This window comes from Kitasatospora sp. NPDC127116 (assembly GCF_042677365.1).
Taxonomy (GTDB): Bacteria; Actinomycetota; Actinomycetes; order Streptomycetales; family Streptomycetaceae; genus Kitasatospora; species Kitasatospora lactacystinica.
In genome coordinates, this window is record NZ_JBHXTL010000142.1 from 1 (window position 1) to 24,173 (window position 24,173).

The following is a 24,173-nucleotide window of genomic DNA, read 5'->3' on the forward strand; positions in this document are numbered from 1 at the left end:
TGACCCGCCCGTCCGACGCCCCCGCGCGAAGGCCCACACCGCCCCGCGCGAGGCGCTCGGGGCCTTCGCCGTGCCGGGCGCGCCCGGGTCGACGGGATGGGAGCCCGGGTCGACGGGCGGGCTTCGGGACAGGACGGCGGTCGACGGGGTGGGCCCCCGGGAACGAAAGAGGCCGAGACCCGTGGCGCCCTCCAGGAAAGGGCGCCACGGTTCCCGGCGCTTGGGCGGGCGCCCCCACCCAGGGCCGCCCGGCCTCGCACCTCCGACCCCATCGGGGGTGCGACAGCGCCCTCCACAGCCATCCCCCACGGTTGGGTGCGGCGGGCACGTTCACCATGGTGCGCGATCTCCATGGACGGCCAGTGACAGGAGTATGTCCAGTTCGTGGCGGATAGCCGTGCCCCGTTCGGGCCGGCTCCCGGTTGGTTCGTCCACCGGCCGGTCCGGTGTTCCGTCCAGTCGTTCGTTCTCGGACGTGTTCCTGACAACCCGTGCGGGCGGCCGCGCGGATGCCCGGTGCTCCGGGTCCCCGGCCGACCCCGGCCGACCCCCTTTCGCCCCCTTTCACCCCCTTCCGGTCCCGGCGCGGCCCCAACGCGGCCCCGCCGCGGGTCCGGCACGGCCCCGGTCCGGCCTCGCCGAAGCCGTGGACCGCGTGCGCGTCCCTGCCGCGGCGTAGGCTGGAGACCCCCGGCCGCTCGGCGTGCCGGGCCGTTCGCGTTGCCCCGGCGGGCCTTCGCCGCCCCGGGGCAGCATCAGCCACGGGACGAAGAAGAGACCCCAGATGAGCCTGACCGGACTGCTCGATGTCGTCGCGCGGGACGCGGCGCTCGCCGAGGCGATCGAGGCGGCCACCGCCCCCGGAGCCGCGGCCGGTGGACGCCGCCACCTGGACCTGGTCGGACCGCCCGCCGCCCGGCCGTTCGCCATCGCCGCGCTGGCCCGCGCGCTCGGCGGGCAGGCCGCCGGGGACCGCGGCCGCCCGGTGCTCGCCGTCACCGCGACCGGCCGGGAGGCCGAGGACCTCGCGGCCTCGCTGCGCTCCCTGCTGCCCGTCGACGCCGTCGCCGAGTTCCCGGCCTGGGAGACCCTGCCGCACGAACGGCTGTCGCCCCGCTCGGACACCGTCGGGCGCCGGCTGGCCGTACTGCGCCGGATCGTGCACCCGCGGGCGGACGATCCGGCGGCCGGGCCGGTCCAGGTGGTGGTCGCCCCGGTCCGCTCGGTGCTCCAGCCGCAGGTCAAGGGGCTGGCCGAGCTGGAACCGGTGGCCGTCCGGCGCGGCGAGTCGTACGACCTGGGGGAGGTGGCCCGCCGGCTCTCCGCCGCCGCCTACGCGCGCGTCGAACTGGTCGAGAAGCGCGGCGAGTTCGCCGTCCGCGGCGGCATCCTGGACGTCTTCCCGCCGACCGAGGAGCACCCGCTGCGGGTGGAGTTCTGGGGCGACGAGGTGGAGGAGGTCCGCTACTTCAAGGTCGCCGACCAGCGCTCGCTGGAGATCGCCGAGCACGGTCTGTGGGCGCCGCCCTGCCGCGAGCTGCTGCTCACCGAGGAGGTGCGGGCCCGGGCCGCCGAGCTGTCCGCCGAGCATCCCGGGCTGGCCGAGATCCTGGACAGGATCGCCGAGGGCATCGCGGTCGAGGGCATGGAGTCGCTGGCGCCGGTGCTGGTGGACGACATGGAGCTGCTGGTCGACGTGCTGCCGCTCGGTTCGGTCGCGGTGGTCTGCGACCCCGAGCGGGTCCGCACCCGGGCCGCCGACCTGGTGGCGACCAGCCAGGAGTTCCTGCACGCCTCCTGGGTCGCGGCCGCGGCCGGCGGGGACCGCCCGATCGACCTGGAGACCATCGACGTCTCCGCCGCCTCGCTGCGCTCGCTCGCCGAGGTGCGCGAGCACGCCGCCGAGATCGGGCTGCCCTGGTGGTCCGTCAGCCCGTTCGCGACCAGCGAGTCGACCGTCGACGGCATCCCGGCCCGCGACGGAGTCGCCGGTTGGCACGGCGACGCCAACACGCTGACCCTCGGCATGCACGCCGTCGAGGCCTACCGGGGCGACACCGCCCGGGCGATCGCCGACGCCAAGGAGCGGCTGGCCGCCGACTGGCGGGTCGTCATGGTGACCGAGGGCCACGGCCCGGCCTCCCGGCTCGCCGAGGTGCTGGGCAACGAGGGCATCCCGGCCCGCCTGGTCGCCGACCTCGCCGAGGCGCCCACCCGGGACGTCGTCCACGTCTCCTGCGGCTCGATCGAGCACGGCTTCGTCGACGAGAACCTGAAGCTCACGGTCATCACCGAGACCGACCTGTCCGGCCAGAAGTCCTCCACCAAGGACATGCGCCGGATGCCCTCGCGCCGCCGCAACGCGATCGACCCGCTGGCGCTGGTGGCCGGCGACTACGTCGTCCACGAGGCGCACGGCGTCGGCAAGTACGTCGAGATGGTGCAGCGCACCGTCCAGGGCGCCACCCGCGAGTACCTGGTGCTGGAGTACGCCCCGGCCAAGCGCGGCCACCCCGGCGACCGGCTGTTCGTGCCGACCGACCAGCTCGACCAGGTCACCAAGTACGTCGGCGGCGAGGCCCCGACGCTGCACCGGCTCGGCGGCGCGGACTGGGCGAAGACCAAGCAGCGGGCCAAGAAGGCGGTCAAGGAGATCGCCGCCGACCTGATCAAGCTGTACTCGGCGCGGATGGCCGCCCCCGGCCACACCTTCGGCCCGGACACCCCGTGGCAGCGGGAGCTGGAGGACGCCTTCCCGTACGCGGAGACGCCGGACCAGCTGACCACCATCGCCGAGGTCAAGTCGGACATGGAGAAGTCCGTCCCGATGGACCGGCTGATCTGCGGCGACGTCGGCTACGGCAAGACCGAGATCGCCGTGCGGGCCGCGTTCAAGGCCGTGCAGGACGGCAAGCAGGTGGCGGTCCTGGTGCCGACCACGCTGCTGGTGCAGCAGCACTTCTCGACCTTCGCCGAGCGCTACGCGAACTTCCCGGTGAACGTGAAGGCGCTGTCCCGCTTCCAGACCGACACCGAGGCCAAGGCCGTGCTGGAGGGGCTGTTCGAGGGCTCGGTGGACGTCGTCATCGGCACCCACCGGCTGTTCTCCTCCGAGACCAGGTTCAAGGACCTCGGCCTGGTCATCGTCGACGAGGAGCAGCGCTTCGGCGTCGAGCACAAGGAGCAGCTGAAGAAGCTGCGCGCCAACGTGGACGTGCTCACCATGTCCGCGACCCCGATCCCGCGCACCCTGGAGATGGCGGTCACCGGCATCCGCGAGATGTCCACCATCACCACCCCGCCGGAGGAGCGGCACCCGGTGCTGACCTTCGTCGGGCCGTACGACGAGAAGCAGATCTCGGCCGCGATCCGGCGTGAACTCCTGCGCGAGGGCCAGGTGTTCTACATCCACAACCGGGTCGAGTCGATCGACAAGGCGGCCGCCCGGCTGAAGGACCTGGTGCCCGAGGCGCGGATCGCCACCGCGCACGGGCAGATGGGGGAGAACCAGCTGGAGAAGGTCGTCGTCGACTTCTGGGAGAAGGAGTTCGACGTCCTGGTGTCGACCACGATCGTGGAGTCCGGCATCGACATCTCCAACGCCAACACCCTGATCGTGGAGCGCGGCGACACCTTCGGCCTCTCCCAGCTGCACCAGCTGCGCGGCCGGGTCGGGCGAGGCCGCGAGCGCGGCTACGCGTACATGCTGTACCCGCCGGAGAAGCCGCTCACCGAGACCGCGCACGAGCGGCTGGCCACCATCGCCCAGCACACCGAGATGGGCGCCGGCATGTACGTCGCGATGAAGGACCTGGAGATCCGCGGCGCGGGCAACCTGCTCGGCGGCGAGCAGTCCGGGCACATCGCGGGCGTCGGCTTCGACCTCTACATGCGGATGGTCGGCGAGGCGGTGGCGGAGTTCCGCGAGTCGCTGGCGGGCGGCGGGGAGCCGGAGGAGGAGCCGCTGGAGGTGAAGATCGAGCTGCCGGTCGACGCCCACGTGCCGCACGACTACGCGCCCGGCGAGCGGCTGCGGCTGCAGGCGTACCGCTCGATCGCCGCGGTCAACTCGGAGGAGGACATCCAGCAGGTCCGGGACGAGCTGGTGGACCGCTACGGCAAGCTGCCCGAGCCGGTGGAGAACCTGCTGCTGGTCGCGGCGCTGCGGCTGTACGCCCGGCGGTGCGGGATCTCGGACATCACCCTCCAGGGCTCCAACGTCCGCTTCGGGCCGGTGGAGCTGCGGGAGTCCCAGCAGCTGCGGCTGAACCGGCTCTACCCGCGCAGCCAGGTGAAGGCGGCGGCCCAGCAGTTGTTGGTGCCGCGCCCGAGCACCGGGCGGATCGGCGGCAAGCCGCTGGTCGGTCGGGAACTGCTGGGCTGGTGCACCGAGTTCCTGTCGGCCATGTTCGACGACCTGGCGGGGGCGAAGAAGTAGGCATCCGGAGGGCCCCGCCCTCCAGGTGGTTCACGGCGGTCTCGGGCTCTGCCCCGGGGCCGCCGTTTCGTGTGGACGGGCGCCGGCCGTCGTTGACGCGGTGCGGCGGCCGGCCGACTGTGAACAGCTGCGTCAGCCGAGCTTCCACTGGCCGGTCTGCGGGGCGAAGCCGCTGTCGAGGCCGAACTGGGCCTTGTCGAGCTTGGCGTCCTTCGGGACCTCGAAGGTGACGAAGCCGAGGGCGCTCTCGCCGGGCGCGATGTTGGCGGGGACCTGGAAGCCCGGGCCGGCCTTGGTGTCCGCGATCGTGCTGCCGAAGGCCTGGCCCTGGGCGTCCACCACCTTGGCGCTGTTGCCCGGGACGTCGCTGTAGGCCTTCTTGCCGCTCGCCTTGATCCGGAACTGGACCGAGACGAAGCGCTTGCCGTCGGCCGGGTGGGTGAACTCGTCCTCGCCCTCGGCGTTGTCGACCACCTTCACCAGCGTCACGTCGGCGGTGTCGGCCGGGTCGTTGCCCTTGAGCGCGATGGTGTCGCCGAGCTTGGCGGGCGCCTTGCCGGTGTCGGCGGGCTTGTCCCCGGCGGGCTTGGCGGCCCCGGAGCCGGTGGCGGCCGCGGTCTGCTTCGCCTCCGTCGAGACGGAGGCGCCGCCGGTGGAGTTGCACGCCGTCGCGCTCAGGGTGACCAGCGCGGCGCCCAGCAGCAGGACGGCGGTGCGGCGGGTGGCGCCGCGCCGGGCGGTGGCGCGGCGGACGGCGGTGCGGCGGGCGTTCGCGGACATGGGTGTCTCCCGGTGATCGGTGCTCTTCCCTGCGCCGCCCCGTTCGGTGGCGACGGAGAGATCACACCACTCGGCCGTGAACCATGTCAATGCGATTTCACAAAAGAGCTCTGTTCACATGTGAACTGTGATCGAGGGGTGCGTCGCTATGCTGTGCGGTCACAGCCCCCGCCCCCGCCCCGGCTGTGCGGTCGCAGCCCCCACCGAAGGAGCCCCCGTGCCGGACCGTCCCGAAGTGACCGCCGCCGAGATCGCCCGGCTGGCCGGCGTCGGCCGGGCCGCGGTCAGCAACTGGCGCCGCCGCCACCCCGACTTCCCGCGCCCGGTCGGCGGCACCGACGCCAGCCCGGCCTTCGCGCTCGCCGAGGTCGAGTCCTGGCTGCGCGCCCAGGGCAAGATCGCCGAACTCCCGCTGCTGGAGCGGGTCTGGCAGCTCGTCGACACCCTCCGCGACCCGGCCGGCCACCCCGCCGCCCCGCTGGTCGAGGCCGGCGCCCTGCTCCTGCTGCTGCACCGCGAGCCCGCGCAGTGGGCCGGGCTCGCCGACCGGCCCGACACCCGGCTCGCCCTCGCGCTGCCCCGGGCCGTCACCGGCGCCGCCGTGCACGCCTTCGGCCCCGACGGCGCCCGCACCCTCGGCCTCCCGGGCCTGCTCGGCAGCACCCAACTGGACCTCGCCCGGCTGCTCGCCGAACTCGCCGCGCAGACGGGCCCGGTCGGCGCGTACGAGCAGCTGCTCACCCGGTACGCGGAGGCCAACACCCGGCAGCTCAGCCCCACCCCGCCGGAGGCCGCCGAACTGCTCGCCGCCGTCGCCGGCGTCCCCGCCACCGTGCTCGACCCGGCCGTCGGCCTCGGCTCCGTCCTGCTCGCCCACCCGCCGACCACCGGCCGCTACGGCCAGGACGCCGACCCGGTCACCGCCGCCCTCGCCCGGCTCCGGATCGCCCTGCACACCCCCGCCGACGACCCCGGCCCGCTCCCGCTCGACCTGCGGGCCGGCGACGCCCTGCGCGCCGACGGCTTCCCCGGCGACACCTTCGAGGCCGTGCTCTGCCAGCCCCCGTACAACGAGCGCGACTGGGGCCACGACGAGCTGCAGTTCGACACCCGCTGGCCCGGCGGGCTCGTCCCGCCGCGCGGCGAGTCCGAACTCGCCTGGGTGCTGCACTGCCTGGCGCACACCCGCCCCGGCGGCCTCGCCGCCCTGCTGCTCCCGCCGACCGTCGCCGCCCGCCGGGCCGGCCGCCGCATCCGGGCCGAACTGCTCCGCTCCGGCGCGCTGCGGGCCGTCATCGCGCTGCCGGCCGGCGCCGCCCCGCCGTACGGCGTCCCGCTGCACCTGTGGGTGCTGCGCGCACCCCGGCCGGGCGGCGACTTCCGCCAGGTGCTGATGCTCGACGCCGGGGCGGCGCTCGCCGGTCCGGGCGGGGCCGCCGGGGCGCAGGCCGCCGAGGGCGGCCGGGACAAGGTCGACTGGACCGAGCTGCGCCGCACCGTCCTGGAGGCCTGGCGCGGCTTCGACCTCGCCGCGCGCGAGGGCCTGCCGGTCCCCGCCGACCGTCCCGGCGTCCACCGGGCGATGGCCGCCATCGACCTGCTCGACGACGAGACCGACCTCTCCCCGGCCCGGCACGTCCCGCCCGCCGCCCCGCTCGGCGGCGCGGCCGAACTCTCCCACCTCGGCGGCCGGCTGGCCGAACTGCTGGCCGATCTGCCCGACCCGGTCGCGCTGCTGCCGCGGCCCGGCGCCGTGACCGGTGCCGCGTCCGACGGGATGGCCGGCGCTGCGTCCGGCGGGGCGTCCGGTACGGCTCCCGTCGGGGTGGTCACCATCGGCGAGCTGGTCCGCGGCGGCGCGCTGGAGGTGCACTCCTCCGGCACCGGCGCCGCCACCAAGCCGGCCGGGCCGGGTTCGGGCGGCACCCCCGTCGTCACCGACCAGGACCTCGCCACCGGCGCCGCGCCCAGCGCCGTCCTGGCCGCCGGCCCCGGCCCGGCCGGGGACGTCCGCACCCGCCCCGGCGACGTCCTGGTCCCCGCCCTCGGCGGCGGCACCGCCCGGGTCGTCCCCGCCGAGGGCCCGCTGGTCGGCGCCGCCCTCGGCCGCCAGCTCCACCTCCTGCGGCCCGACCCGGCCGCCCTCGACCCCGAGTTCCTGGCCGGCCAGTTCCGCTCCACCGCCGGCACCCGGCGCGCCGCCAGCCACGCCACCACCACCGCCCGGCTCGACATCCGCCGGGTCGAACTGCCCCGCCTCCCGCTCCCCGCCCAGCAGCGCCTCGGCGCCGCCTTCGCCCGCCTCGCCGCCTTCGACACCGCCCTCGCCCAGGCCGCCGCCCTCGGCCGCAGCCTCGCCCAGGCCGCCACCGACGCCCTGGCGACCGGCACCCTGGCGCCGCCGGACTGACACCCGCCCCGCGGACCGGGGCCGGGCCCGCGGGGGCCCGATCCGGCAGGACCCGCAGCGCGCGCCCGCAGGTGACCCCGGCTCAGTAGCGGCGCGGTACCGGCGGGATACCGATGCGGCAGCGGGCGGACGGAAGCCCTCCGGAGCGGCCGGGCCGGGCGGTACGGTGTGCGGAACCGCTCGCACCGCCCTCGGTGCCGGTCCTCACCAGCTCAGGAGCGCGCATGTCAGGGCAGTACCCCGGGCAGTTCGGACCGCCGCCCGGCGGGGCGCCGTACGGGCCGGGGCCCGGGCAGGGGTACGCGCCGGGCCCGGTGCCGGGCCCGCCCGCACCCGGGGGAGCGGCCGGGCCGGGGGGAGTGGCCGGACCGCCCCCGATCCCCGGACGGTTCGGGGTGGTTGTGCGGGTGCTGTGCGCGCTGGCCCCGCTGGTCACCTTCGGCCTGCTCGGGGTCGTCCCCTCGCTGCTGCTGGCGGTCCGGCGCCGACGGGCGTACGACATCCTCGGCGCGGCGGTGTTCTGCGCGCTGCTGCTCGCCATGATCGTCTCCGCCGGGGTCGCGGGCACCCTGAAGAACCCGACCGCCGACACCACCGGCCAGATCACGCTGGCCGTGCTCTGGCTCCTGCCGACGGCGCACTTCCTGGTGATGGACAGCCGCGCGGTCTGGCTGGCCGGGCCTCCGGCGCCGCAGGCCGTGCCGCGCACCGCTCCGCAGGTCCTCTCGCCGTACGCGGTGCCGAACGTCTCGCCGTACGGGGCCACCGTGCCCGGGTACGGGGCGCCCGCGCAGGCCCCCGTGCCCGCTCACGCTCCCGCTCCCGTGCCCGGTCCCGTCGCGCCGACCGCGACCGCCGCCCCCGCCCCCTCGGCGCCCGCCCCCTCGGCCCCCGCCCCCGAAACCGCCCACGACCTGCGCGAGCTGGGCGAGTTGCTGCGCCGCCAGGCCCGCGAGGACCGGCCGTGACCGCCACCCGGCTGATCGCCGGCCGCTACCGGCTCACCGAGAAGATCGGCCACGGCGGCATGGGCCAGGTCTGGGCCGGCCAGGACGAACGACTGCACCGCCCGGTCGCGGTCAAGCTGCTCCGCCCCGAGCACCTGCTCCCCGGCGGGACCGGCCCCGGAGGCGAACGGGCCCGCCACGGCGACGAGTTGAGCCGCCGCTTCCTGCGCGAGTGCCGGATCACGGCCGCGCTCGACCACCCCGGGCTGGTCACCGTCTTCGACGCGGGCGAGGACGAGGGCGAGCTCTACCTCGTCATGCAGCGCATCCCCGGGGTCAGCCTGGCCGACCTCATCGCCGAGGACGCGCCCTTCCCGATCGAACGCGCGGCGGCCGTCGCCGCCCAGCTGTGCACCGCGCTGGCTGCCGTCCACGCCATCCCGGTGGTCCACCGCGACCTCAAGCCGAGCAACGTCATGGTCCGCGAGGACGGCCGGACCGTCCTGCTCGACCTCGGCATCGCCACCGCCCTCGACACCGAGACCACCCGGCTGACCCTCACCGGCGTGCCCGTCGGCAGCCCCTCCTACATGGCCCCCGAACAGGCCCTCGCCGCCACCACCGACCCGCGCAGCGACCTCTACGCGCTCGGCTGCCTGCTGCACGAGATGCTCGTCGGCGAGGAGCCGTTCCGGGCCCCCACCGCACTCGGCGTCCTGCGCCGACACGTCGACGAACCACCCGTCCCGCTGCGGGAGTTGCGCCCCGACGTGCCGCAGCCGCTGGAACAGCTGGTGCTCGACCTGCTCGCCAAGCAGCCCGCCGACCGCCCCGCCGACGCCCGGAGCGTGTACGCGCGGCTGCTCCCGCTGCTGCCCCCGGCCGACGGTGCCCCGCAGCCCCGCTACACCCCGCTGCCGGACCCGGCCCGCCCCTTCCGCTACCCGCACCAGCCGCAGCCGCCGGCCGCGGCGGCCGCCCCGGTGCCCGTGGTCCGCTCCGAGCCCCGGCCCTTCCTCGTGCCACCCGCCCCCGCGACACCTCCCCCCGTCCCCGCGGAGCCCGACCTCGGCGCCGAGTGCGCCCGGCTCTCCGACCTGGTCGACGCCGGCCGCCACACCGAGGTGCTCGGCCTCGCCGCCCGCCTGCTGCCCCGGGCCGAGGCCGAACTCGGCGCCGCCGCACCCCTGGTGCGCACCATCCGCACCATCTACGCCCGTACCCTCCTGCACGAGGGCCACCCCCAGCAGGCCCTCCCCGAGTACCGCCGCCTCGCCGCCACCGCCGACGGCGGCCCGCACGGCCCCCAGGGCCTCGACCACCGCTACCGCGCCGCCATCTGCCTCGACCGGCTCGGTCACGGCGCCGAGGCCCTCGCCGAGTACCAGGCCCTCCTCACCGCCCACACCGCCCGCCTCGAATCCGGCCTCGACACCGACCCCGAGCGCGCCTACGACCTCCGCGAACGCATCGGCCTCCACCTCGCCGCCACCGGCGACCCTCAGAACGCCTGGCAGTGGCTGCTCCCCCTCCTCCTCGACCGCGAACGCCGCGACGGCCCCCACCACCCCACCGTCCGCCGCCTCCGCCAGTCCCTCTCCACCCTCACCCCCACCTCCACCCCCTGGCCCCCGGCAAAGCACTGACCGGCGGCCACGGCCTCCACCGTCCTGGGGGCCGGGCCTTGGAGGAGCTGACACAAGGCTCGGATGCGTCGGTAGGTGATCACGCAGCAGGCCAGTTCGAGGAAGGCCTCGTGAATGTCGTCGCGGATGTCCCAGCGGATCCGCAGGCGTCGGAAGCCGTGGCTCCGGGCATTGGTCCGCTCGGCGACCCGGCGCACGGCTCCGGGGCCGGAGCCGTGCGGCACGCCCCGGCGGGCGATCACTGGCTTGATGCCGCGCTTCCGCAGCAGGCGGCGGTACTTGTCGAAGTCGTGGCCGCGGTCGGCGAACAGTTGCCGGGGCCGGTGGCGCGGGCGGCCGGTCCAGCCCGCCGGGCGGTGCAGCTCGGTCAGCAGCACCTGGTGGAGGCGGTCCCACGCCCCCGCCTCGTGCCAGTCGCGCAGTCTGCGCCAGCAGGTCATGCCCGAGCCGAAGCCGAGCTCCTGCGGCAGCCACTCCCACTGGATGCCCGGGTGCAGCACGAACAGACATGGGCACCACGCCGTTCTGTTAGCTCCTCGTGGCGCGGATGGGGCCGCGGTGCCGGGCCCGTGCCTCGGCCCCGGCCGCCGCCGGCCGGGCCACTGCGCGGCACTGGTCCCAGGCACCCGGTGCCGGTGCCGCCGTGCCGGCCGGGGCGTGCCGCCCTGCCCGTCCTCGGAGAATCCCCAGTGGCTCCTGCCCTCTTGGAGCCCCGGACATCCCGGGACGGGCGTGTTCTCCACCGGCCCACATCCGGTGCCCCCATGCGTGTTGGCATCCCGGATCAGGAAGTCGGCCGGGCCGACTTCCAGCGCTCATGCGGGCGGGCGGGGTCCCGCCCCGGGAACGGAGCCCGGGGGCGGGGAACGGGCGGGTGGGGTGGGGGTGCGGGGGTAGGTTCGGGGGGTGACGACGAATGCTGTGCCGACGAAGACTCCGGGCGCGAAGTTGATCCTGCTGACCACCACCCACCGGGTGGCTCCCGGCCTGCTGGCGTGGCCGGCGTGGGAGGCGTTGCGGTCGGCGGGGCGGGTGCTGGTGGGGGACGAGCGGCATCCGCAGGTGCCGGCGGTGCGGCAGGCCGGGGTGGTGGTGGAGGTCGTGCCGGCCGGGTCGGCGCCCGCGTTGGCGCGGCTGCTGACCGGGCAGCCCGCCGGGGCCGGGCCGACGGTGTGGCTGGGCAGTCCGGACGGGGATCCGGGGCTGACCGACGCGCTGGCGAGGCTGGCGGTGGAGCACGCCGGCGAGGTGCCGGAGATCGAGGTGCTGCCCGGCTCGTACGACCTGCCGGGGTCGCGGCTGCTGGACCTGGTGACGGTGATGGACCGGCTGCGCTCCCCGGGCGGCTGCCCCTGGGACGCCGAGCAGACGCACGAGAGCCTGGTGAAGTACCTGGTCGAGGAGGCGTACGAGCTGGTCGAGGCGATCGAGGAGGGGGACCGGGAGGCGCTGCGCGAGGAGTTGGGCGACGTCCTGCTGCAGGTGTTCTTCCACTCCCGGATCGCCGAGGAGCACCCGACCGAGCCGTTCACCGTCGACGACGTGGCCGGGGACATCGTCGAGAAGCTGATGTACCGGCACCCGCACGTGTTCGGGGACGTCGAGGCCGGCGGCGCCGCCGAGGTGGAGGCGAACTGGGAGCAGCTGAAGGCGGCCGAGAAGGCGGACCGCGAGTCGGTGCTGGACGGTGTGCCGGCCGGGCTGCCGGCGCTGGCGTACGCGGCGAAGCTGGTGTCCCGGGTGCGCCGGGCGGGCTTCACGGGGGTGCCGGACGAGTCGTACGAGCTGCCGGTCGAGCTGACCGCCGACTCGGCGGGCAGGCTGCTGCTCGCGGTGGCGCAGCGGGCGCACGACGCCGGGGTGGACGTGGACGCGGCGCTGCGGTCGGCCGCGCGCGGTTACCGGGACGCGGTGCGCGCGGCCGAAGGCCTCAAGCCGACCGGGGAGCCCGACGGGAAGTAGGCGCTCAGGCCGCCGTGGCGGTGTGCTCCTGGCACCGCTGCGGCGGGACGAGTTCGCCGATGGCCTCGCCGACGAGGACGACGAGTTCGGCGAGCCGTTCCAGGTCGAGGTGGTCGGGCAGCTCGGCCAGCGAGATGATCCGCTCGCCGTCCGGGCCGGCCACGGCGAACACGTCGATCGGTCCGAGGTGCTTCTCGGCGGTGTCGACGAGGGCGGCGACGTCGCTGGGGCGGCGGATGTCGCCGCAGACGCCGACGACGGGGCAGCCCGGCCGGTCGAGTTCGGCGGCGAGGTCCTCGGCGATGCCGGCGTACTGGTCGGCGATGAGCATTCCGGAGGCGCCGGCGGCGGCGAACCGGCGGGCGAGTCCCGCGCCCGAACCGCCGTCGAGGACCGCGATGACGACGACTGACCCGCTGACCCGCATGGCCTGCTCCTCCCTGTGGACGACACCGCACCGGCGCCCACGCGTACTGCGGAGGATCGTAGGCACGTCCTGACCCTCCGCAACAGGGATTACCCCGCAGGTGACCAGGCTCACGCCCGCACCGCGGCCAAGAGTCGGCCAAGAGCTGTCCATTGACCGTCCGCGGACAGTCAACGGGCCGTCCATGAACCGTCCATGGGCCGTCCACGGAACATCGGCAGGACGGCCGCGGACCGTCGGCGGGAGGAGCGGCGGCCCGCCGGAGCGGGGCGTGCCCGTCGCACCGGATACGGTCGGTCCATGCCAGCTCAGCCCGACTCCGCCCGGCCCGCCGCCACGCCGTCCGACGCCACCGCCCCGCAGCTGTTCACCTGGGAGTTCGCCTCCGACCCGTACCCCGCCTACGCCTGGCTGCGCGAGCACGCCCCGGTGCACCGCACCACGCTGCCGAGCGGGGTGGAGGCCTGGCTGGTGACCCGGTACGCGGACGCCCGGCAGGCGCTCGCGGACAGCCGGCTGTCGAAGAACCCGGCGCACCACAGCGAGCAGGCGCACCGCACCGGCCGGGTGGGCATCCCGGGGGAGCGGCAGGCGGACCTGATGACCCACCTGCTGAACATCGACCCGCCGGACCACACCCGGCTGCGCCGGCTGGTGTCGAAGGCGTTCACCCCGCGCCGGGTGGCGGAGTTCGAGCCGCGGGTGCAGCAGCTCACCGACCGGCTGATCGACGGCTTCGCGCAGCGCGGTTCGGCGGACCTGATCCACGAGTTCGCCTTCCCGCTCCCCATCTACGCGATCTGCGACCTGCTGGGCGTGCCGGCCGAGGACCAGGACGACTTCCGGGACTGGGCCGGGATGATGGTGCGCCACACGAAGCCGGGCCACGGCGGCGGCCAGCGCGGCGGCGTGGGGCGGGCGGTGAAGCGGATGCGGGCGTACCTGCTGGAGCTGATCCACCGCAAGCGAGCGGACCTCGGGGACGACCTGATCTCGGGCCTGATCCGGGCCAGTGACCACGGTGAGCACCTGACCGAGAACGAGGCCGCGGCGATGGCCTTCATCCTCCTGTTCGCGGGTTTCGAGACCACCGTGAACCTGATCGGCAACGGCACGTACGCCCTGCTGCGCAATCCGGAGCAGCGCCGGTTGCTGCAGGAGTCGGTGGCCCGCGGGGAGAGCGCGCTCCTGGAGACCGGGATCGAGGAACTCCTGCGCTACGACGGGCCGGTGGAGATGGCGACCTGGCGGTTCGCGACCCGTCCGCTGACCATCGGCGGGGTGGACATTCCGGTCGGCGACCCGGTGCTGGTGGTGCTCGCCGCGGCGGACCGCGACCCGGCCCGGTTCGCGGCCGAGAACACCCTGGACCTGGCCCGGACGGACAACCCCCACCTGGGCTTCGGGCACGGCATCCACTACTGCATCGGCGCTCCGCTCGCCCGCTTGGAGGGTCGTGCCGCGCTGACCACGCTGCTTTCCCGGCTGCCCGATCTCCGGCTCGCGGAAAACGCGGACGACCTGCGGTGGCGCGGTGGTCTGATCATGCGTGGGCTGCGCGAACTCCCGGTGGAATTCAGTCCGGAGAGCCGTTCCCCGCACGCCTCTCCGCAGACCCCTCCGCACGCTCCTTCGCAGGCCTCTCCGCAGGCCTCTCCGCACGCTCCCGCCACGCCTCCGACGTGCTGAGATCGCCCTGACGGGACGTCGCGAACCACCTGCCGGCGGGGGTGTGAACACCCATCAATCCGGACATAACACCGCCGTTGGTAGGCGATCGAACACGCGCCGTAATTATTGTGTGATATCGACGATATGAGCTTGTGATTGGTCTGATGATCTGTCTACTCTCCCTGGAGTTCGCAGCTGCGGACCTCGTACGCGGAACGCCGAGTCCTGCCCGCCGCGTCACGGGAAACCGACCAGAACCCTGGGCAGGGGCGGGGGAACCAGGTTTGTTGCCGTCTCCCCACGGCTTGGGGTGAAGCCGCCCGAGCGGAATCGTTTCCGCATACGGCGGCCGGGCCACCTCCCGGTCCGAACCCGACAGCTCACCTCGCAGGCGTGCGGAGAGGGACCTCTTCATGCTGTTCGTTGGAACTGGCCGTCACCGTCGTCGCACCCAGGCCGAGAAGGCCATCGCCGTCGCCGGTGTGGCCGGCGTCGGACTCGCGATGCCGCTCCTCACCGCCACCGGTGCCTCCGCCGCCCCCGCCTCCACCTGGGACGCCGTCGCCCAGTGCGAGGCCGGTGGCAACTGGAGCATCAACACCGGCAACGGCTTCTACGGCGGCCTCCAGTTCACCTCCAGCACCTGGAAGGCGTACGGCGGCACCGCCTACGCGCCGCAGGCCAACCAGGCCAGCAAGGCCCAGCAGATCTCGGTCGCCGAGAAGGTGCTGGCCTCGCAGGGCCCGGGTGCCTGGCCGGTCTGCTCCCAGAAGGCCGGTCTGACCAAGGGCGGCGCCCCGGCCGCGGTCGACACCTCCTCGGACGCCAAGCCGCAGTCCGCCCCCAAACAGCAGACCCCGAAGCCCGCCGCCAAGCCGGCCGAGAAGCCGGTCGCGCAGCAGCCCGCCGCCCAGAAGCAGGCCCCGAAGCAGGCCTCGAAGCCCGCCGCGCAGCCGGTCCAGCAGGCCGCCCCGCAGCAGCAGGCGCAGCCGCAGACCCCGGGCTTCTCCGGCAAGGCCGGCTGGGACGCCGACGCCAAGGTGTACTGGTACCAGAGCAACGGCGCCTGGTACTGGACCAGCCACCAGAGCGTCTACCAGCACTACGCCGGCCAGGCCGCCGCCCAGCCGCAGTACGCCCCGCAGGCCGCGCAGTCGGCCCCGCAGGCCACCGGCCACGACTACACCGTCCGCGCCGGTGACACCCTGTCGACCATCGCCGCCGCCCAGGGCGTGTCCGGAGGCTGGCACGCGCTGTACGAGCAGAACCACGGCACGGTCGGCGGCGACCCGAACCTGATCATGCCCGGCCAGGTGCTGCACCTCGGCTGAGCCGGCCCGCTCGACGCCGGCCCGCCCGCCGCCGGCCCGCCCGCCGCGCCCGGTGCCGACGCCGCCTCACCCCGCCGTCCGAAGGGGACCGGTCCTACCGGTCCCCTTCGTCCGCATTCGCCCGCTCCGGTGGGACAAGCTGGGACAAGCAGGTGAACTACCGGTGGGTAGTGGGGCCACACGCTGAGACGGGACCGAGGCGGACGTGGCCCCGGGAGCCCGGGCGGTTAGGCTCTGGTCGTAACGACTCCGCAATCGTCCTGCTGACAGCACCACCGTCAGACCGGACCCTGCTTCCGCAAGGAGATGCCTCGTGCCGTCCATCGATGTCGTCGTAGCCCGTGAGATCCTCGACTCCCGCGGCAACCCCACGGTCGAGGTCGAGGTCGGCCTCGACGACGGCAGCACGGGTCGTGCCGCTGTCCCGTCGGGTGCTTCCACCGGTGCCTTCGAGGCGCTGGAGCTGCGTGACGGTGACAAGAACCGCTACTTCGGCAAGGGCGTCGAGAAGGCCGTCCTGGCCGTCATCGAGCAGATCGGCCCGGAGCTGGTCGGCTACGACGCCACCGAGCAGCGCCTGATCGACCAGGCCATGCTGGACCTGGACGCCACCCCGGACAAGTCCTCGCTCGGCGCCAACGCCATCCTGGGCGTCTCACTGGCCGTCGCGCACGCCGCCTCCGAGGCCAGCGACCTGCCGCTGTTCCGCTACCTGGGCGGCCCGAACGCGCACGTCCTGCCGGTCCCGATGATGAACATCCTCAACGGCGGGTCGCACGCGGACTCCAACGTCGACATCCAGGAGTTCATGATCGCCCCGATCGGCGCGGAGTCCTTCTCCGAGGCCGTCCGCTGGGGCGTCGAGGTCTACCACACGCTCAAGGGCGTGCTGAAGGAGCGCGGCCTGTCCACCGGCCTGGGCGACGAGGGCGGCTTCGCCCCGAACCTGGACTCCAACCGCGAGGCCCTGGACCTCATCGTCGAGGCCATCGAGAAGGCCGGCTACGTGCCCGGCCGTGACGTCGCGCTGGCCCTGGACGTCGCCTCCTCCGAGTTCTACGAGGACGGCGCCTACCAGTTCGAGGGCAAGGACCTCACCGCCGCCGAGCTCATCGAGTACTACGCCGAGCTGGTCGCCGCCTACCCGCTGGTCTCCATCGAGGACCCGCTGGACGAGTCCGACTGGGACGGCTGGAAGGCCATGACCGACAAGCTGGGCGACAAGGTCCAGCTGGTCGGCGACGACCTGTTCGTCACCAACCCGGCCCGCCTGGCCCGCGGCATCGAGACCGGCACCGCCAACGCGCTGCTGGTGAAGGTGAACCAGATCGGCTCGCTGACCGAGACCCTGGACGCCGTCGAGCTGGCCCAGCGCAACGGCTACCGCTGCATGATGTCGCACCGCTCCGGCGAGACCGAGGACGTCACCATCGCCGACCTGGCCGTCGCCACCAACTGCGGCCAGATCAAGACCGGTGCCCCGGCCCGCTCCGAGCGCGTCGCCAAGTACAACCAGCTGCTGCGCATCGAGGAGATCCTCGACGACGCCGCCGAGTACGCCGGCCGCGGCGCCTTCCCGCGCTTCCGCTCCGCGGAGTAGCAGGAACGGCCGCTCCGCGGAGCGACCGGGCCCGGCCGCCGCGCGGAGCGATCCGCACGGCGAGCACGAGGGCCGGGCGCTCCCGGTAGCGCACGCCTGACCGGTGCCCCGCCGTTCACCCCGTAGGGTGGACGGCGGGGCACCGTCGCGACCAGGAGGGGATACGGGAGATGGCTGGCTGGAGGATCCCGGGCTTGGCGGCCCGGCCCCGGTTCACGAGCCGGGCGACCGTCCTCGTCCTGGTGCTCTGTTCGCTGGTGGCGATCCTCGCCTACCCGACGCGGCAGTTCATCTCCCAGCGCGCCGAGATCTCCGCCCAGCGGGCGAAGGCCGACCACGCGCGCCAGCAGGTCGAGCAGCTGCGCCGGGAGAAGGCCCGCTGGCAGGACCCGGAGTACGTGAAGGCGCAGGCCCGCGCCCGGCTGCACTACGCGGTGCCGGGGGAGACCCCGTACATCGCGGTGGATCCGGCCGGCCGGGCCTCCGCCCAGCCCTCCTCGTCCGCGGCGGGTGCGGCCTCCTCCGGCACCGCGGCCTCCGGAAGCGCCGCCGACCGGACGAAGGCCGCCAAGCCCTGGTACGCCGGCATCTGGGACTCGGTGGACGCCGCCGACACCGCGGCGGCGGCCCCCGCCACCCCCCTTCCCCTCCCACCGTCCCCCGTTGGAGACACCTCCCCCCATGACCACTGAGAACCACCCCTCCGTCTCCGACGCCGACGTCGCGGCCATCGCCGCCCAGCTCGGCCGGGTGCCGCGCGGCCTGCGCGGCGTGGCGCACCGCTGCCCCTGCGGCAACCCGGACGTCGTGGAGACGGCCCCCCGGCTGCCGGACGGCACGCCGTTCCCCACGCTCTACTACCTGACCTGCCCCAAGGCCGCCTCGCTGATCGGCACCCTGGAAGCGGAGGGCGTGATGAAGGACCAGAGCGCCCGGCTGGCCGAGGACCCGGAGCTGGCGGCCGCCTACCAGAGGGCGCACGAGGACTACATCGCCCGGCGCGACGCGATCGAGGTGCTGGAGGGCTTCCCGAGCGCCGGCGGCATGCCGGACCGGGTGAAGTGCCTGCACGTGCTGGTCGGCCACTCGCTGGCGGCCGGCGAGGGCGTCAACCCGCTCGGCGACGAGGCGATCGGCATGCTGGAGGACTGGTGGGCCAAGGGCCCGTGCGTGTCCCCGGCGGAGGTCGAGGCCGCCGGTGAGCGGGTCGCCCGCAACCGCGCCAAGGACCAGGACCACGAGGCCGTGATCGCCGCCAAGGAGCAGAAGACCGCCGAGCGCGCCGCGAAGAAGCGCGCCGTGGAGGAAGCCGCGGCGGAGCGGGAGTCCGAGTGAGCACGACCCGCGTGGCCGCGATCGACTGCGGCACCAACTCGATCCGCCTGCTGGTCGCCGACCTCGACCCGGAGACGGGGGAGATCACCGACCTCGACCGCCGGATGATCGTCAACCGGCTGGGCCAGGGCGTGGACCGCACCGGCCGGCTGCACCCCGACGCGCTGGCCCGCACCTTCGCGGCCTGCCGGGAGTACCAGGAGATCATCGCCGGCTTCGGTGTCGGCCCGGAGCGGGTCCGCTTCGTCGCCACCAGTGCCTCCCGGGACGCCGAGAACAGCGACGAGTACGTCAAGGGCGTGCGCGACATCCTGGGCGTCGAGCCCGAGGTGGTGAGCGGCGAGGAGGAGGCGCACCTGTCCTTCGTGGGCGCCACCAAGGAGCTGACGGGCGGTCAGTTCCCCGGCCCGTACCTGGTGTTCGACCTCGGCGGCGGCTCCACCGAGTTCGTGCTCGGCTCGGACGACGTCCAGGCGGCGCGCTCGGTGAACATCGGTTGCGTGCGGCTCACCGAGCGGTACTTCGGCGACGCCGAGCTGCCCTCCGCGGAGCAGGTCGAGGCCGCCCGGGCGCACGTGCGGGCGGAGCTGGACCGGGCGGAGGAGGTCGTCCCGCTGACCGGCGCGGCCACCCTGGTGGGCCTGGCCGGGACGGTCACCACGGTGTCCGCGATCGCCCAGGGCCTGCCCGGCTACGACTCGGCGGCGATCCACCACTCGCGGATCGGCCGGGACCGGGTCGCCGGGATCGCCCGGGAGCTGCTGGCCGCCACCCACGCCGAGCGCGCGGCCATCCCGTCGATGCACCCGGGCCGGGTGGACGTGATCGCGGCCGGGGCGCTGGAGCTGCTGGAGATCATGGAGCGCACCGGCGCCGCCGAGGTGGTCGTGAGCGAGCACGACATCCTCGACGGAATCGCCTGGGGTATTGCCTCCTGACCCCGTGCGGGGCTTACCCGGACCGGCCCCGGCACCCCTTTCGGGGGGCCGGGGCCGGGGCGCGCCCGAGCGCGGGTGGAAAAGTTCGTGAATTTCTTCACATGGCGATCCGGCCATTCGCCGCACCCACTCGCCCGCTACGTCCGAAATGTGGGACCGAAGGCCTGCTGGCCGGGTAGCCCATGGGATCGCAGGTCAGGGCTCGCTTGAGGTTTGAAATTCGAAATCATGCGCGGGAACCCGGGCGCTGTGCGGATCGTTGCTGCTCAGGCCGGTCGTGCTCCGGCGCGCGCTCGCGCGGGGCCGTCCAGGGGTGGGGGTCGCCGTGCCGGGCCCGGTTTTGCGGCCGCGCAGTGTAGCACGGGGGGTCCTTCATCTTGTGACCGGGCTCACGAAGGCTGCTCCGGACGGTGCTGGATACTTTCGGATATGAGCACCACGGAGCGTCCTCGCATCCTCATTGTCGGCGGTGGTTACGTCGGCCTGTATGCCGCGATGCGCATCCTCAAGAAGATGCGTTACGGCGAAGCGACCGTCACGGTCGTGGACCCGCGGTCGTACATGACGTACCTGCCCTTCCTCCCCGAGGCGGCCGGCGGCAACGTCGCGCCCCGCAACCTCGTCGCGCCGCTGCGCAGCGCCCTCAAGCAGGCGGAGGTGCTGACCGGGTCCGTCACCGGCATCGACCACGCCCGCAAGGTCGCCACCATCCAGCCCGCGGCCGGCGACAGCTACGAGCTGCCCTTCGAGTACCTGGTCGTCGCGACCGGCTCGGTCTCCCGCACCTTCCCGATCCCGGGTCTGGCGGAGAACGGCATCGGCATGAAGACGGTCGAGGAGGCCATCGGCCTCCGCAACCACGTCATGGCCCAGCTCGACAAGGCCGAGTCCACCACGGACGAGGAGATCCGCCGCAAGGCGCTGACCTTCGTGGTGATCGGTGGCGGCTTCGCCGGCATCGAGACCGTCGCCGAGGTCGAGGACATGGCCCGCGACGCGGCCAAGCTGTACAAGACCGTCAGCCGCGAGGACATGCGCTTCGTGGTGGTCGAGGCGGCCAACCGCATCCTCCCCGAGATGGGCCCGGACCTCGGTCTGTGGACCAAGGAGAAGCTCGAGGAGCGCAACATCGAGGTCTACATCGAGACCTCCATGGACTCCTGCGTCGACGGCCACGTCATGCTGAAGAACGGCATGGAGATGGACGCCTCCACCATCGTGTGGACGGCCGGCGTGAAGCCGAACCCGGTGCTGTCCGAGTTCGGCCTGCCGCTGGGCCCGCGCGGCCACGTCGACACCGCGCCGACCCTCCAGGTCCAGGGCTTCGACTACGTCTGGGCCGCCGGCGACAACGCCCAGGTGCCGGACCTCGCCGCCGGCGAGGGCGCCTGGTGCCCGCCGAACGCGCAGCACGCCTGCCGCCAGGCCGTCGTCCTCGGCGACAACGTGATCTCCGGCATGCGCGGCTTCCCGCAGAAGGAGTACAAGCACAAGAACCTCGGTGCGGTCGCCGGCCTCGGCCTGCACAAGGGCGTGGCGATCCTCTTCGGCAAGTACAAGCTGAAGGGCCGTCCGGCCTGGTGGTTCCACCGCCTGTACCACGGCGCGATGGTGCCGACCTTCAACCGCAAGGTCCGCGTCTTCACCGACTGGACGCTCGCGATGTTCCTCAAGCGCGAGATGGTCGGCCTCGCCCAAATGGAGCGGCCGCAGCTTCCGATCCAGGAGGTCACTCCGCCCACCAAGCCCGTCGAGGCCGCCAAGCCGGCCGCCGACAAGGCACTCGCCAGCAAGTAAGCGACTGAGACCCCTGTGTGGGAGCACCGGGGTATGAGTCGGAGGCCCTCCGCCCGGCAGCGTTGCCGGACCACGACCTCCGTGGTGCTCAGCCGGCCGTGCGACCGGGCGGAGTACAGAAGTAGAAGGTCCCCTGCCGAAACCCTCCGGCAGGGGACCTCTCTCGTTGCGGGACCGGTCAGTCGGTCTTGATGCTCGACAGGATGTCCAGCTTGGACGCCCGGCGGGCCGGCCAGATCGCGGCCACCAGGCCGACCACCCCGGCCAGCGCCAGGAACATCGCCAGCTGGCCGTACGGCAGGACCGTGGTCAGGCCGGAGAGGCTGGCCTTCAGGGTGCCGTTGATCGCCCAGGCGATGAAGCAGCCGAGCAGCAGGCCGATGCCGGCGCCGAACAGCGAGATCACCACGGACTCCAGACGGACCATCCGCTTGATGCCGCTGCGGTCCAGGCCGATCGCCCGCAGCATCCCGATCTCGCGCTTGCGCTCGAAGACCGACATCGCCAGCGTGTTGACCACGCCCAGGATCGCGATCAGGACCGCCATCCCCAGCAGGCCGTACATCAGGTTCAGCGCGAAGGTGATGGTCTGGCTGAACTCGTCCCGGACGTCCTGCTTGGACTTCACCTCGATCACCGGGTTGGCGCCGGTGGCGTCCTTGAGCGCCTGCTTGAGGCCGTCGGTGGCGCCGTCCTTGCCCTTGACCAGGACGTCGGAGACGTACGGCTTCGGCTCGTGCTTGGCGATCTCGCTGTTGGCCAGCATGACCGGGCCGAGCATGCCGCCGGCCTTGTACACGCCGCCGACGGTGAGCTTGCCGGCGGACTCGTCCGGGTAGGCCACGGTCAGCACCGAGCCGGTGGTGACGTTCAGCTTCTTGGCGGCGTCCTCGTCGAGCAGCAGCTGGCCCTGGCCGAAGCCGGCGGTGGATCCGCTGGTCAGCTCGACGTCGGCGAGCTGGTCGAGGACGGCCGCGTCCAGGCCGTTGACCGTCCTGCTGGTGCCGTTCAGGTCCCAGTACGCGGTCGTCATCGCCGAGGAGGCGGCCACCCCGGGGGCCTTGGCGATCTGGGCGGGCACCTGCTCGGACAGGCTCATGCCGTTGGCGGCACCGACGATGAAGTCGGCCTTCATCGAGCTGGTGACGGCCCGGTCGATGGTGTCGTTGACCGAGGCGCCGATCACGGTGAGCCCGGTGACCAGGGTCAGACCGATGGTCAGCGCGGCGGCGGTGGCCGCGGTGCGGCGCGGGTTGCGCACCGCGTTCTGCTGGGCGAGCTTGCCCGGGGTGCCGCCGAGACCGCGCAGCAGCGGGCCGACCAGCGCGACCACCGGACGGGAGAGCAGCGGCAGCAGGACGAACACGCCGATCAGGGCCAGGAAGGCGCCCAGGCCGACCGGCAGCCGGCCGCTGTCGTTGCCGGTGGAGGCGCCGTAGCCGATCAGGGCGAGGCCGCCGCCGGCGAGCACCGAGCCGATCGTGTTGCGGACCACCAGGCTCTTCTGGGAGACCGGCTGGTCGCCGCTGCTCATCGCGGCCACCGGGGCGATCCGGGAGGCGCGCATGGCGGGCAGCAGGGCCGACATGACCGTCACCAGGACGCCGACCACGACCGTCACCACGACGGTGAGCGGCTTGATCACCAGCGAGCCGTTCGGCATGTTCTCGTTCATCGCGCCGATCAGCGACTGCATCCCGGCGCCGATCCCGATGCCGGCGAGCAGGCCGGCCACGGCGGAGGCGGTGCCGATCAGCAGGGCCTCGATCAGCACGGACCGGGTGACCTGCTTGCGGCTGGCACCGATGGCCCGCATCAGGGCCAGCTCCTTGGTGCGCTGGGCGACCAGCATGGTGAAGGTGTTGGCGATGATGAAGATGCCGACGAAGAGCGAGATGAAGGCGAAGACCAGGAGCATCGTGCGCATGCTGCTGGTGCTCCTGGTGATCATGTCCTGCTCGTCGGCCTTGAGCTTGGCGCCGGTCTCGACGTCGAACTGGTGGCCGGAAGGCACCACGGGCTGGGCCTGGGCGAGCAGCGCGTCCTGGCTGGTGCCGGGCTTGGCGGTGAGCACGATGCCGCTGTAGCGGCCCGGCTCCAGCAGGGTCTGCTGGGCGGTGGCCCGGTCGAACAGGGTGAGCGAGCCGCCGGTGTTGACCACCGGGTCGTCGGTGGTGAAGACGCCGGTGAGCTTCGCCTCGACGACCGGGCCGTTGGCGGCGACCCGGACGGTGTCGCCGACCTTGTAGCCGCCCTTGTCGGCGGTCTTGCGGTCGAGCGCGACCTCCTTGGCGGTCTTCGGGCCCTGGCCCTCGACCATCGGGTAGCGCGGGTCCTTGCCGTCCTGGCCCGGCGCGAAGTTGGCGCCCTTGGCGGCCCAGACCTGGCCGATCAGGTTGCCCTTCTTGTCGGCGACGCCGGTGAAGCCGCTGACGACGCCTCGGGCGCCGGCGGTGCCCGGCAGGGCGGACAGCTGCTGGACGGTGGCGTCGGTGAGGGCGGCCGAGCCGCCCTCGCTCTTCTGCCGGGCGGAGGCGGCGGAGCCGGCCGCGCGGTCCACCACCTGGACCGAGACGTCCGAGTAGCTCTTGGAGTTGCTGTCCCGCATGGCCTTGCCGAAGGTGTCGGAGAAGACCATGGTTCCGGCCACGAAGGCGGTGCCGAGCATGACGGCCAGTGCCGTCATCAGCAGTCGGCCCTTGTGGGCCAGCACATTGCGCAGTGCGGTGCGATACATGGGGTGTCCTGGGAAGGGTCGGTGAGCGGGCTGCGGCCGCCGGGCCGGATCGGTTGACTAGCTGGTGCGGCCCTTGGCGTCGAAGCGGCGCATGCGGTCCAGGACGGTGTCGGCGGTGGGGTGGTGGAGTTCGTCGACGATGCGGCCGTCGGCG

General features: G+C 73.6%; 14 protein-coding genes, 3 pseudogenes and 1 riboswitch. Of the genes and pseudogenes, 12 read left to right on the forward strand and 5 right to left on the reverse strand.

Annotated elements, in window-relative coordinates:
• Positions 1-784 precede the first annotated feature (784 nt).
• The gene (gene mfd, locus ACFVHV_RS36780; RefSeq protein WP_380357309.1) at positions 785-4,438 is read left to right on the forward strand and encodes a transcription-repair coupling factor; all 3,654 of its coding nucleotides are present in this window, start codon (positions 785-787) and stop codon (positions 4,436-4,438) included.
• A 132-nt stretch (positions 4,439-4,570) separates the two neighbouring features.
• Here mfd and ACFVHV_RS36785 read toward each other — a convergent pair whose 3' ends face one another.
• Positions 4,571-5,218, reverse strand: coding sequence for a DUF4352 domain-containing protein (locus tag ACFVHV_RS36785; protein WP_359910026.1), 648 nt, complete (start codon positions 5,216-5,218; stop codon positions 4,571-4,573).
• 217 nt (positions 5,219-5,435) lie between these two features.
• On the opposite strand from ACFVHV_RS36785, the gene ACFVHV_RS36790 reads away from it, so the two are divergent.
• The 3 genes from ACFVHV_RS36790 (at position 5,436) to ACFVHV_RS36800 (ending at position 10,221) form a co-directional block, all read left to right on the forward strand.
• A complete protein-coding gene (locus ACFVHV_RS36790; RefSeq protein WP_380357314.1) occupies positions 5,436-7,628 on the forward strand; it encodes an N-6 DNA methylase in 2,193 nt (730 codons plus the stop codon).
• A 224-nt stretch (positions 7,629-7,852) separates the two neighbouring features.
• Entirely contained in the window at positions 7,853-8,596 is a 744-nt protein-coding gene (locus ACFVHV_RS36795) for a hypothetical protein (protein ID WP_380357317.1), read from the forward strand.
• A complete protein-coding gene (locus ACFVHV_RS36800) occupies positions 8,593-10,221 on the forward strand; it encodes a protein kinase (RefSeq protein ID WP_380357320.1) in 1,629 nt (542 codons plus the stop codon). The genes ACFVHV_RS36795 and ACFVHV_RS36800 overlap by 4 nt, the downstream gene beginning before the upstream one ends.
• Before the next feature lie 53 nt (positions 10,222-10,274).
• Here the strand turns inward: ACFVHV_RS36800 and ACFVHV_RS36805 are convergent.
• A pseudogene (locus ACFVHV_RS36805) lies at positions 10,275-10,847 on the reverse strand (transposase); the annotation flags it as partial.
• Between the two features lie 280 nt (positions 10,848-11,127).
• Here ACFVHV_RS36805 and ACFVHV_RS36810 point away from each other — a divergent pair.
• Complete coding sequence (locus ACFVHV_RS36810) at positions 11,128-12,183, forward strand: MazG family protein (RefSeq protein WP_380357322.1); 1,056 nt, start codon at positions 11,128-11,130, stop codon at positions 12,181-12,183.
• A gap of 4 nt (positions 12,184-12,187) precedes the next feature.
• Here ACFVHV_RS36810 and ACFVHV_RS36815 read toward each other — a convergent pair whose 3' ends face one another.
• Positions 12,188-12,610: an SDR family NAD(P)-dependent oxidoreductase gene (locus ACFVHV_RS36815; RefSeq protein WP_359910011.1), complete on the reverse strand. Its 423-nt coding sequence runs from the start codon at positions 12,608-12,610 to the stop codon at positions 12,188-12,190.
• Positions 12,611-12,910: 300 nt separating this feature from the next.
• Here ACFVHV_RS36815 and ACFVHV_RS36820 point away from each other — a divergent pair, with 300 nt between their 5' ends.
• The 7 genes and pseudogenes from ACFVHV_RS36820 (at position 12,911) to ACFVHV_RS36850 (ending at position 21,282) form a co-directional block, all read left to right on the forward strand.
• Positions 12,911-14,299: a cytochrome P450 gene (locus tag ACFVHV_RS36820; protein ID WP_359910009.1), complete on the forward strand. Its 1,389-nt coding sequence runs from the start codon at positions 12,911-12,913 to the stop codon at positions 14,297-14,299.
• Positions 14,300-14,520: 221 nt separating this feature from the next.
• Positions 14,521-14,689: riboswitch (cyclic di-AMP (ydaO/yuaA leader) on the forward strand.
• Between the two features lie 5 nt (positions 14,690-14,694).
• Complete coding sequence (locus ACFVHV_RS36825; protein ID WP_380357325.1) at positions 14,695-15,612, forward strand: transglycosylase family protein; 918 nt, start codon at positions 14,695-14,697, stop codon at positions 15,610-15,612.
• Positions 15,613-15,925: 313 nt separating this feature from the next.
• Positions 15,926-17,212, forward strand: a complete 1,287-nt coding sequence (eno, locus tag ACFVHV_RS36830; protein ID WP_359910003.1) for a phosphopyruvate hydratase — start codon at positions 15,926-15,928, stop codon at positions 17,210-17,212.
• A gap of 170 nt (positions 17,213-17,382) precedes the next feature.
• On the forward strand, positions 17,383-17,904 hold the full coding sequence (locus tag ACFVHV_RS36835) for a septum formation initiator family protein (protein WP_359910000.1): 522 nt from the start codon (positions 17,383-17,385) through the stop codon (positions 17,902-17,904).
• Positions 17,876-18,415, forward strand: a pseudogene (locus ACFVHV_RS36840) (DUF501 domain-containing protein); the annotation flags it as partial. The gene ACFVHV_RS36835 and the pseudogene ACFVHV_RS36840, both read left to right, overlap by 29 nt.
• A 128-nt stretch (positions 18,416-18,543) precedes the next feature.
• A complete protein-coding gene (locus ACFVHV_RS36845) occupies positions 18,544-19,485 on the forward strand; it encodes a Ppx/GppA phosphatase family protein (protein WP_359909994.1) in 942 nt (313 codons plus the stop codon).
• 429 nt (positions 19,486-19,914) lie between these two features.
• Positions 19,915-21,282 carry an NAD(P)/FAD-dependent oxidoreductase gene (locus ACFVHV_RS36850; RefSeq protein ID WP_359909991.1) on the forward strand — a complete coding sequence of 456 codons (1,368 nt, stop codon included), beginning with the start codon at positions 19,915-19,917 and terminating at the stop codon, positions 21,280-21,282.
• Positions 21,283-21,460: 178 nt separating this feature from the next.
• Here ACFVHV_RS36850 and ACFVHV_RS36855 read toward each other — a convergent pair whose 3' ends face one another.
• Together ACFVHV_RS36855 and ACFVHV_RS36860 are read right to left on the reverse strand one after the other, a co-directional pair.
• On the reverse strand, positions 21,461-24,019 hold the full coding sequence (locus tag ACFVHV_RS36855) for an ABC transporter permease (protein ID WP_380357329.1): 2,559 nt from the start codon (positions 24,017-24,019) through the stop codon (positions 21,461-21,463).
• A 57-nt stretch (positions 24,020-24,076) separates the two neighbouring features.
• A pseudogene (locus ACFVHV_RS36860) lies at positions 24,077-24,173 on the reverse strand (ABC transporter ATP-binding protein); the annotation flags it as partial.